The organism is Vibrio sp. 10N.222.52.B12 (assembly GCF_002875385.1).
Classification (GTDB): domain Bacteria; phylum Pseudomonadota; class Gammaproteobacteria; order Enterobacterales; family Vibrionaceae; genus Vibrio; species Vibrio jasicida.
Window position 1 is genome coordinate 23649 of record NZ_MDAW01000047.1, and the last position, 10158, is coordinate 33806.

The 10158-nt window shown below is 44.1% G+C and carries 10 protein-coding genes; 8 read left to right on the top strand and 2 right to left on the bottom strand.

Annotated features, from left to right (window positions below):
• The first annotated feature begins 53 nt into the window (after window positions 1-53).
• The 4 genes from dctP (at window position 54) to BCT11_RS03390 (ending at window position 4311) form a co-directional block, all read left to right on the top strand.
• The gene (dctP, locus tag BCT11_RS03375) at window positions 54-1097 is read left to right on the top strand and encodes a TRAP transporter substrate-binding protein DctP (protein ID WP_102387127.1); all 1044 of its coding nucleotides are present in this window, start codon (window positions 54-56) and stop codon (window positions 1095-1097) included.
• Between the two features lie 118 nt (window positions 1098-1215).
• The gene (locus tag BCT11_RS03380) at window positions 1216-1758 is read left to right on the top strand and encodes a TRAP transporter small permease (RefSeq protein WP_038876542.1); all 543 of its coding nucleotides are present in this window, start codon (window positions 1216-1218) and stop codon (window positions 1756-1758) included.
• Complete coding sequence (locus BCT11_RS03385) at window positions 1755-3098, top strand: TRAP transporter large permease (protein ID WP_102387128.1); 1344 nt, start codon at window positions 1755-1757, stop codon at window positions 3096-3098. The genes BCT11_RS03380 and BCT11_RS03385 overlap by 4 nt, the downstream gene beginning before the upstream one ends.
• A gap of 31 nt (window positions 3099-3129) precedes the next feature.
• On the top strand, window positions 3130-4311 hold the full coding sequence (locus tag BCT11_RS03390) for a Xaa-Pro peptidase family protein (protein WP_102387129.1): 1182 nt from the start codon (window positions 3130-3132) through the stop codon (window positions 4309-4311).
• Between the two features lie 27 nt (window positions 4312-4338).
• On the opposite strand, the gene BCT11_RS03395 is transcribed toward BCT11_RS03390, so the two are convergent.
• Entirely contained in the window at window positions 4339-4953 is a 615-nt protein-coding gene (locus BCT11_RS03395; protein ID WP_102387130.1) for a mechanosensitive ion channel family protein, read from the bottom strand.
• 512 nt (window positions 4954-5465) lie between these two features.
• Here BCT11_RS03395 and BCT11_RS03400 point away from each other — a divergent pair.
• Window positions 5466-6188, top strand: coding sequence for a TerC family protein (locus BCT11_RS03400; RefSeq protein ID WP_102387131.1), 723 nt, complete (start codon window positions 5466-5468; stop codon window positions 6186-6188).
• A gap of 21 nt (window positions 6189-6209) precedes the next feature.
• Here the strand turns inward: BCT11_RS03400 and BCT11_RS03405 are convergent, their stop codons facing one another.
• Window positions 6210-7694: a winged helix-turn-helix domain-containing protein gene (locus BCT11_RS03405; RefSeq protein WP_102387132.1), complete on the bottom strand. Its 1485-nt coding sequence runs from the start codon at window positions 7692-7694 to the stop codon at window positions 6210-6212.
• Window positions 7695-8193: 499 nt separating this feature from the next.
• Between BCT11_RS03405 and BCT11_RS03410 the strand changes: the two genes are divergently transcribed.
• The 3 genes from BCT11_RS03410 (at window position 8194) to BCT11_RS03420 (ending at window position 10096) form a co-directional block, all read left to right on the top strand.
• Window positions 8194-8673, top strand: coding sequence for a porin (locus BCT11_RS03410; RefSeq protein WP_038868315.1), 480 nt, complete (start codon window positions 8194-8196; stop codon window positions 8671-8673).
• A gap of 167 nt (window positions 8674-8840) precedes the next feature.
• Window positions 8841-9242, top strand: coding sequence for a GFA family protein (locus BCT11_RS03415; protein WP_005435931.1), 402 nt, complete (start codon window positions 8841-8843; stop codon window positions 9240-9242).
• Between the two features lie 140 nt (window positions 9243-9382).
• Window positions 9383-10096, top strand: coding sequence for a class I SAM-dependent methyltransferase (locus BCT11_RS03420; protein ID WP_102387133.1), 714 nt, complete (start codon window positions 9383-9385; stop codon window positions 10094-10096).
• The last annotated feature ends 62 nt before the right edge of the window (window positions 10097-10158 follow it).

Here is a 10158-nt window from a genome sequence, read left to right on the forward strand (position 1 = left end):
GAAATGAAGGGGTTCATTTTACGTGTCACTTGGAAGGAAAAGGAAAGAAAAGGATGAAAAAATTAAGCGCGGCAATTTTAAGCTTAGGCGTTGTGTTTGGTGTTCATGCCGAAACATGGAAGTTTGCTTCAGAAGAGGACAAAACGGACGTTCAAGATATCTACGCTCAGAAGTTTGCGGAGGTGATTAAGAAAGAATCGGATGGTGATATTCGTGTTCGTATTTACTACTACGGACAACTGGGCACTGAAAACGACATCGTCGAACTAGCAGCAAAAGGAACCATTCAATTCGTATCTGTTGGCGCAGGTCACTTAGGTTCATACGTTCCTGAAGTTCAGGCAGTCAGTTTGCCTTACGTGCTGGGTACGGATGAAAAAATCACGCATCAGGTCTTAACGGAAAGCCCGACGATTTATAACCAACTCGCCCCTAAGTTTGAGAGTGTAAACCTAAAATTACTGTCCATGATGTCTGAAGGCGAGATGGTATGGGGAGGTAATAAACCGATTCGTACACCAGAAGATTTCGCCAATCAAAAGATCCGCACTTTTACGTCAACGATTCCTGTCGAAACTTACAAAGCATTTGGTGCAACGCCGACACCTTTATCTTGGGGAGAGGTTTATGGCTCTCTTCAACTGAAAACGATTGATAGCATGGTCAACCCAATCTACTTCATATACAACGCTAAATGGCATGAAGTTCAAGACTATTTGATGTTCCCGGGGCAGCAGCCTTATGTGAGCACCGTTTCGACCAACAGCAAGTGGTACAACGGTTTGTCTAAGGAAAAGCAAGCCATGGTTGATAAAGCGATCAAAGCCGCAGATCAGGCTGCCTACGATTACCAAATTCGCATCAACAAAGAAAATATGGACAAGATCCTCAAAGAGCGCCCAGATCTTCAAGTCGTCGTACTTTCTGATGATGAAAGAGAGCGCTTTAAAGTGTTGAGTGAAAAGCTTCATGATACTTACTTTGATGTTGTTGCGAACGCTTATCCAGCCGATCAACAGACAGAAGCTCGCCAAGGAGCGAAAGCCATTCTTGAAAATATTCTAGATGAAGTGCGAGTGGCTTCCCAAACGCAATAATGCTCTATGCGCCATCGATTATCCGTTTGATTAGCAAGCGGGTAATCGTCTTTGCTGCTCAACACGAGTAGCAGAAAAAGGATTGTACTGCTCAAGGAAGTATGGAGCTTAGTGAATGATGAAAGATCTTTTACATAAAATCAGTGTTGCAACAGAAAAGCTAGAACGCTTTCTGATCATGATTGCCATTCTTGTCATGATGACAAATTCTACGGCGAATGCGATTGGTCGTTATGCTTTTAACAAAAGCTTATTTTTTTCTGAAGAGCTCAACCAGTTTTTAATTGTGACGGTGACCTTTGTGGGTTTTGCTTACGCGGTGAGGCAAGGTCGCAACATACGAATGACGGCAGTCTATGACTCGCTAAGTTTTCGTGCTCAAAAAATCCTCACCACAATGATCGCGTTTTGCACTGCGCTTCTTATGTTCTATCTAGCGTACCAAGGTTTACTCTATGTTGAAGAGCTTAAATCTATCAACCGACTTAGTCCTGCATTGCAGTTTCCAGTTTATTGGGTGTACTCAATTATTCCTATCGGATTTGCGATTGCCGGTTTGCAATATTCAATGAGTTTTATCATGAACTTGCTACACCAAGAGATCTACGTGTCTTTTGATGTCATTGAAAACAAAACCAGTGCCAAAGGTGAATTCGAATGAGTAGCGTGACACAGTTTATCTCTGACATCATTGCTGGAGAGCCGGATATTTATGTCATGACCTTCACCTTGGTCACAGTCATGGTTATCTTGCTGTTTCTTAGTTTTCCTATGATTGTTCCTCTTGCTGTAGGGGCTTTAATCGGTCTCATCCATTTTTCCCAAGTTGAACCTGGTGTTGTCATTCAGCAGATGGTTACTGGGATTTCTCCCAATGCGTTAATTGCGGTTCCGATGTTCATTTTAGCTGCGGACATCATGACGAGAGGTAATACAGCATACAACTTGTTGGGGTTAATACAGGCGTTTGTGGGACACCTTCGAGGAGGGCTTCCAATCACCACGTGTATCAGTTGTACTTTATTTGGTTCAGTCTCTGGCTCTACGCAAGCGACAGTCGTATCTGTTGGACAAATCATGCGCCCTAAGCTGTTGCAAGCGGGGTACAAAGACAGCTTCGTTATGACGTTGATCATCAACGCAAGTGATATTGCGTTTCTTATTCCCCCAAGCATCGGCTTGATTCTTTACGGCACGCTTGCCAATGCCAGTGTTGGCGAGTTGTTTATTGCGGGCATTGGCCCTGGGTTAGTTCTGGCAGGGTTATTTTCTTTGTACAGCTATGCCTACAGTGTAAAACACAGTGATAGCCTAACCTTGGTTGAGAAGGCTAACAGAGCCGAAAAGCTGCTTGCTATTAAACAAGCGATTTTGCCATTAGGTTTTCCTGCATTGATCATTGGCGGTATCTATTCTGGTATTGTCACGCCAACAGAGGCCGCATCTTTTGCTGTGTTGTATGCCATTATTGTTGAGTGCCTTCTGTACCGAAAGTTGGGCGTCAAAGACATTTGTGATGCAGCTTTAAATACGGGATTAATTACCGCAGTCGTTTTCGTACTGGTCGGCATTGGGCAAGCCTTTTCATGGTACATCTCATTCGAACAAATTCCTCAAGAGTTGCTTGCACCACTTGAGTTGGACAACGCGTCACCGGAATACATTTTATTCATCATCGCAGTCACCTTCTTTGTCGGCTGCATGTTTGTTGACTCTCTTGTGGTGCTACTCATACTAACACCGATATTTATGCCTATCGTCAATGCCGCAGGAATCGATCCCATCTTGGTGGGTGTCATGGTGACGCTTCAAATGGCAATTGGTTCGGCTACCCCTCCATTTGGGTGCGATATTTTTACCGCTATTGCCATCTTTGAAAGACCGTACATGGAAGTCATTCGTGGCACATTACCATTCTTCCTCATTCTGATTTTGATGTCTGCGTTGCTGATTTTCTTCCCTGAAATCGCCTTGTTACCAAGAGACATTTTGTTCAACTAACGTCGTGTTTATCGCGCTAAAAGGACTAAAAATGAGCACATTACCTTTGATTGCCCCACCTAGAGGGTTTGAAAACGCGGAGTTTGAACAGCGTACTTATGAGCTGCAAAAGCGCTTGCGAGAACAGAACATTGATGCGGCTTTCTTTACTACGGAACCAGAATTTCGTTACTTCAGTGGTTTCAAATCTCAGTTTTGGGAGAGTCCTACGAGACCATGGTTTCTCGTTGTTCCTAGCACTGGTAAACCTATCGCCGTGGTTCCGGAGATCGGCGTATCAGGCTTTGAAGATACATGGATAGATGATGTAAGAAGTTGGCCGTCACCTCGACCACAAGATGACGGTATTTCATTATTGGCATCAACATTAGCAGAAGTCAGTTTACGAACTCATAAAATCGGCGCAATGATCGGGCCGGAAACACACTTACGCATGCCCGCACAGAACTTCCAGCAACTTCAAACTCTATTGAGTCGGCATAATGTTGTCGATGTATCACAGATTGTCCGTGATATTCGTAGCGTTAAGTCTAAAGCTGAAATTGACAAGATTCGTTTTGCTTGTCAGGTCACCGCTGCTGGGTTTGAGTTCTTAAAGCAATACCTTGCAGTCGGCATGACAGAGCGCCAAGCTTGTAAAGCCATGCAAATTAAAATGTTACGGTTAGGTGCTGACAGTTGCCCTTATTTGATATCTGGCTCCGGTGTTGGTGGTTATGACAGTATCATTATGGGGCCGACCGATAGAGAACTAACAGAAGGCGATGTGCTGATTATTGATACCGGAGCAAACTATGATGGTTACTTTAGTGACTTCGACAGAAACTATGCCTTTGGTCAAATAGATGAAGAGGCTCAGCTGGCGTACGATACGGTCTATCAAGCGACGGAAGCGGGGCTAATAATTGCAGAGCCGGGTAGAACCACAGGTGATCTTTGGCAGGCAATGTGGTCTGTACTCGAGAAAAACGGCGCGTTAGGGAATGATGTCGGACGTATGGGGCATGGACTTGGAATGCAACTGACGGAATGGCCATCCCATGTTCCTAACGGTGATGTGATCTTAAAACCCGGCATGGTATTAACGCTTGAACCTGGGATGGCATTCGCACCGAATAAAATGATGGTGCATGAAGAAAATATCGTCATTACTGAGAATGGGTGTGAGCTGCTTCATGAACGAACGTGGAAGACCTTACCTGTCATCGTTTGATGGGTAAAATACTAAGAAAGCCGAGCACTATGCTCGGTTTTCTTGTATCTGAAGGTCATCAACACCGGCACTAACATCGATATCTACGTCGGTGACCTTTTGTAGAGTGGGTTCAACGGCATTCTTATAGGTTCTCTTAGTGACGTTCTTTTGTAGCAAGAGGTTGTTTGGGTAAGTCGAAAAGTCGCCGTCTTCATGCTTTATCAAGGTGTGAAACAAACGAATGTCTGTGATCATCCCTTCGATTCCTGCGCCATCATCAATACGAATGTTATCGCCTACACGGTAAGGGAAAACGAAGAAGATAAGAAAGCTAGCAGTGATGTTGCTCAGAATGGACCACTGAGCAATAAAGCTCACGCCTAGAACGGTAAACACAGAAGAAAGGAAGATAGAAAAATTCCCGTAGCCAATACCACTCACGAGCAAAAACGTGGCAAATAAGAAGACGAACAACAAAATGTTCACCGTTCTGGTAATGAATAATATTCTTGGTGGTTTGACTTTTTTATTCCGCGCTAACGTAGTGAGTGCTTTCGTCGCGATCTTACTGAAGATTTGATAAGCCAAAATAAAAATCAGACCGAGCAGTATGTCGTAGTCACTCAGGATTTGTAGAAATTGTTCAATTGATGACAGCATCACGTTCTCCTCTTTATAGGGCGAGTGTACGGTCAACCATCGGAAAAAGCGTCAAGTCTCTCTCAGCAAAAAATCATATCTCTATCACGCCATTTTATAAGCCAAAGAAACCGTTTCTCTTGGTGCGAATTTTTCACCTTTGGTGGTTTTAATTTTATTTAAAGCTATGAAATTAAAGTGGTTATTTGTTTTATATTTTCTTTATCTTTTTCTAAGTGCTTTGTGATGTGGTTATGAAACGGGTGAATACAATAGCCTTCCTCTGATTAACCACAACCTTGGAGAAAGTGATGACACTTATCGCGATCAAATTGCTTTACGTGTTCTACAAAGCAATGAAAAGACGCTACTCATAATCGCGTCATTAGGGAAAAACTCACCCAAAGCACCTAAGAACGGAATACAGACTTCCCCATGTTAGAGAGGGGATTTGAGCGCAAGGTAGTGCCTGCTTAGGAGAGAGTGGATATTGAATAACTATTCTTTCGTACTTTGCACAGAGAACTTAAATAATGAATCTCGACTACTTTATCGCCTTCGGCACGTTACTCATGTTAGAACTCATTCTGGGTGTCGATAACATCGTCTTTATTACCATCATGACTGAGCGTCTTCCTGCTCATTTGCGCCAACGCGTACGTAATCTCGGTATCGGGTTAGCGGTGTTAAACCGCATTGCGCTGGTATTTTCGGTATCTTGGTTAATGTCTTGGAAAGAACCGTTTGTCGAATACCAAGGGGTATCACTCTCTTGTAATGATCTTATCTTTATTGTTGGTGGTGCATTTCTGTTGTTTAAAGGCATCAAAGAGCTTTGGGCATGGGTCGTGCCTATTGAAACTCCACCACATCAATTCTTTGCTGGGCAAGCTGGCACGGTAATATTGCAGATTATTGCGGTGGACGCGGTGTTTTCTCTCGATTCGTTGATTATCGCGGCGAGCCTAACGCAGGACATCACCATTCTTGCTGGTGTGATTATCTCTTCAAGCGTGATTCTGATGTTGATGGCGAATAAAGTACAGGCTGTGATTACTCGCCATCCTGGATTGAAAGTGCTCGCGCTGCTATTCCTGATTGTATTAGGTGCGCTGCTGATTGTTGAAGGGTTGGGGCTGAACATCGATAAGCACTACGTTTACAGTGCGCTCGCGTTTGGTTTGCTGCTAGAGCTATGCCATATCTTAATCAGCCGACAACCTGCTTCTCGACGTGTGGCAGGACAGTACTTCTAAACTTTAATGCGAAGCTAACCACTATGGGTTAGCTTCGCTTTTTACGCTTTGCAATTCTTTAATCATGGTGTCCAAGTTGCTGTCAAAGAACAATGGACCCGCAAGTTTCAGTGCCATTGGCGACGACGTATTTTGTGTCGCTTGCAAATACAGTTCTTTTGCCCCGCTTGTGTGACCGCGAGCTTCTTCCGCTTTCGCTAGTAATAGATAAGTTAATGACGTTTGCTGATTGTACGGAATCGACAACAGTATTTGCGATGCTTTGTCCGGATTGTCTTCTGACAGCGCCAAGATTGCGTTGGCTTCACACACTCTTGGGTTATTCCCTCGCTTCAAAACTTCAGACAAGGAAGAGGAATATTCCTTGTTGAGTGCTTCAATCACTTGCTGCTTATTGGCTTCGTCTTTGGTAAACACCCTTAACACTTCACCGATGTAGCTTACCGAAATGGTGTAGGCATTATCTGGTGCGAGGGCTTTTGCTTGACGAAAATACGCCATCGCATTTTCATAGCCAGCGTTGTTGTACAAAGCGCCCGTCCCAGACATCAAAGCTTTTACTGCTTCTGGATCTTTAGGGAAGATTGACACATTGTGTTCCAACTCTTCTTCCGGCACCTCAATGTACATCGCGCGTAGCATGTCATCTATCATGGATGGGAAAGTTTGATGAAACCGTTCAAAGTTGGTCGAGTAACGACGATTCAAATGAGTCTGCCCTGAAACGCGATTGTGATACTGGAACAACAAACGCAGCTTTTTTCCATCGCTGCTCTTGCTGGTGGAGATGTTGAACTCTACTGCGGCGAGTTTTCTGTGTTCTTTGGATTTGACCACACGAATGTTGCTGTAAAACCCTATGTGTTCCATGAACTTAATGACGATACCGTACAGTTCTGGTCGTGCTTTCACATCTTCACTGACATTCAATACTGCATAACGAAATTCGTAATGGCTTAAGTGCCCGGTGTGAGAATCAGGGTTCGGCTTTGGGTCGTCTGCGCGAAACAGTAAAAATGCCGCCTGAATAAGAACAATCAAAGAAAGTGCGCCAATTAAGATGGGTTGTTTGCTCTTTTTAGGGCGAGATTCAACGACCTCTACTGCGGGTTTCGAGGCTTCAGTTTGTGACTCTTCCTCTTCAATTACCTGATCTTCCGGTTTCTGTATCGCGATTTTTTCCAGTTTTACTTCGCCATCAAATCGATACCCACGCTTTGGTACGGTGACGATGTAGCTGCATTCCTGTTGGCTGTGCTTTTTCAGCACTTTTCTGAGTTCAAATACCGCTTGGGTGACCACTTGATCGGTCAATACACTGCCGCCCCAGACTTGCTCGATAAGTTCATCGCGCGTGTGAGTCAGTCCTGGATTCAGACATAAGAACTCAAGCAACTTTGAGAGACGGTTATCAATCGTAATGCATGAGTCAGCAAACTGTATTTGCCCCTCATTGGGCACAAAACGCCACTCATCTACGATAAAACTGATGTTTTTGTCAGGCATTCACACTCGCTCTTCTATTTTTTATTCATCTCATTGAGTAAATGTAGTCTCAATTGGATGATTTTGCTGACAATTTAAAGCGCGAGTAACGTGATTTTCTACACATTCCGTTATCGGAACACCGATTTTTGCTCTCTACCTTTAATGCCTCCCCTTTTACCTAGGAAATCAACACTGAATGGAAGAAAAGTTCCAATTAATTTGTTTGTTTTACCCTCTATTTTGATGTTTAACTCTATGTATTTATTGGTTTTATATTTTGTTTACATGCTAGTAATGAAGTTTTATTAACTGCTGAGTTTTACGTTATGTCACCGCAGCGAAAACACAGGATGATGCATCCCACACCGCAAGTGAGGGGCGAGCTTCTTAAAAGAGAAAAGGCGCAACGTTCCCTGAAGTCACTTGCAATAAGGAAATAAAAAATCGATGCATGAGCATCACGTACTGAAGGATTAGGGAATGTTAGTCAACCTTTTATATTGAGAGTTATTAAGAAATGAAACTGAACAAATTTATTCTTCCAATCGCTGCTATCTTCTTTGCTACACAAGCTGCTGCTAACCCATACATTGGTGCTAGCTACCTATATTCTGAATACCAAGTAAAGAACGAGAACACAGACTTTAGTGACCAAAACAGCGGTTACAACCTTTACATCGGTTACCAGTTTAACGACCTACTATCGATTGAAGGTGGATATGCAGATTTCATCGATACGCACAAAGACTTCGAGCACATCTACTCTGATGCTTGGCTAGCAAGTGCGAAACTAACACTACCAATCACTATTTTCGACGTTTACGGTCGTGTCGGTATGGGTCACTTCCAAACGAACCTTGGTGATTCAAACGACATCTACTACGGCGTAGGTGCAGGTGTGACATTGGGCCCAGCTCGCGTTGCACTTGAGTACACCATGTACGAAGCAAAAGTTGTTGAGAACAGCTACGCGCTAAGTGCAGAGTTCCGCTTCTAAAAAAAAGCAACGGCTTGTCCTAGTTGTTTTCCACTGCACTTATGGAAGAGTGCGGTGGTTTTCTTCGTTCCATTTTTGCAAACCTGACTTTCTTGTCTTTATTTCGTCGTGTTGGACTGGCATGGTGATTCGGTAACTGACATTCCAATAAAGAGAAGGACTTAACAATGGAAGTACTCAAAGGCTCATGTCTGTGTGGCAAGGTGAAACTCGAAGTCGCGGATGAATTCAAATACATGGGCAATTGTCATTGCTCTGAATGCCGCAAATTTACCGGATCCGATTACTCGTCAGCGGGTGGCGTTGCACTGGATAAACTGATTGTGATTGAGGGCGCGGAACACATCCAAACCTATCAGAAGAGCGCCAATACCGAACTCTCATTCTGCCGTCACTGCGGCTCTAGCCTTTACTCGAAGAAGAACAACGGTATCGTCAATGTGCGCTTGGGTATTCTTGATGATGTACCTTCCCATAAGCCAAGCTTCCATATTTTTGTCGCATCCAAAGCACCTTGGAATGACATTACTGATGACCTCAAGCAATTCGAAGCCGAACCCAAGCTATAAGCTGGTTTGAGGCTGAGCGCCGTACCGAATCAGAAAGCATTTAAAGTTGTGAGATAGAGCCACTCAAATGAGTGGCTTTTTGCTTTTGAGTGGCAGTAATATCCGACTAGTTAACATCGACAGATTGTGGGAGAACATCAGTGAGCGAAGAATACAGCCAAGCCATCTCTAAGCATTACGCGGCTTATCGTCCGCCGCTGCATCAAGTCATCCTACAAGCTAACTTAGGTACGTTCCCCCAGTTCCAGTTGGGGTTAGATATTGGCTGCGGTACAGGCGTATCAACACAGGCATTGGCTAAATACTGTCAGCAACTGCATGGTGTGGATCCGAGCACGTCAATGATTGAGCAAACCAAACCATCAGCAGCAATTGAGTATCATGTCGGCGATGGTGAGCATGTGCCGTTGCCAAACAACAGTGTGGATGTCGTGACGTTTGCTGGCTCACTTTCTTACGCGAAATCTACGGCGTTGGTGACTGAGCTTCAACGTGTTTGTCAATCTGCAGCGCACGTTGTGGTGTACGATTTTGAAGTGTTGCTCGAAAAGCCCCTCAAGCTATTGGGCATAGTGATGGAACTGACGGAGTCCAACTATGACCACGCTATCAACTTCAGTGATTGTGATGCTTTCCAAGCGATGAAGGTTTACAAAGAGACCGTAGAGCTAGAAGTCAGCACTGAAGAGCTGGCGCATGTGCTGTTTTCTTCTTCAAAGCGTTACAACAAGTTGGTTGAAGCATTCTCAGGAGATGACCCATTCGCAAACGCTGTTGAGGCTTTGAAGGACCTTAGCCAAAAACACGTTATTCAAGCTGATACCTATTTCGCGATGTACCAGATAAATGCGTGAAGCTCACGCCAATTCATGACTGACAAAGGCCGCTATCACAGTGCAATGTAGATCAGATAAGG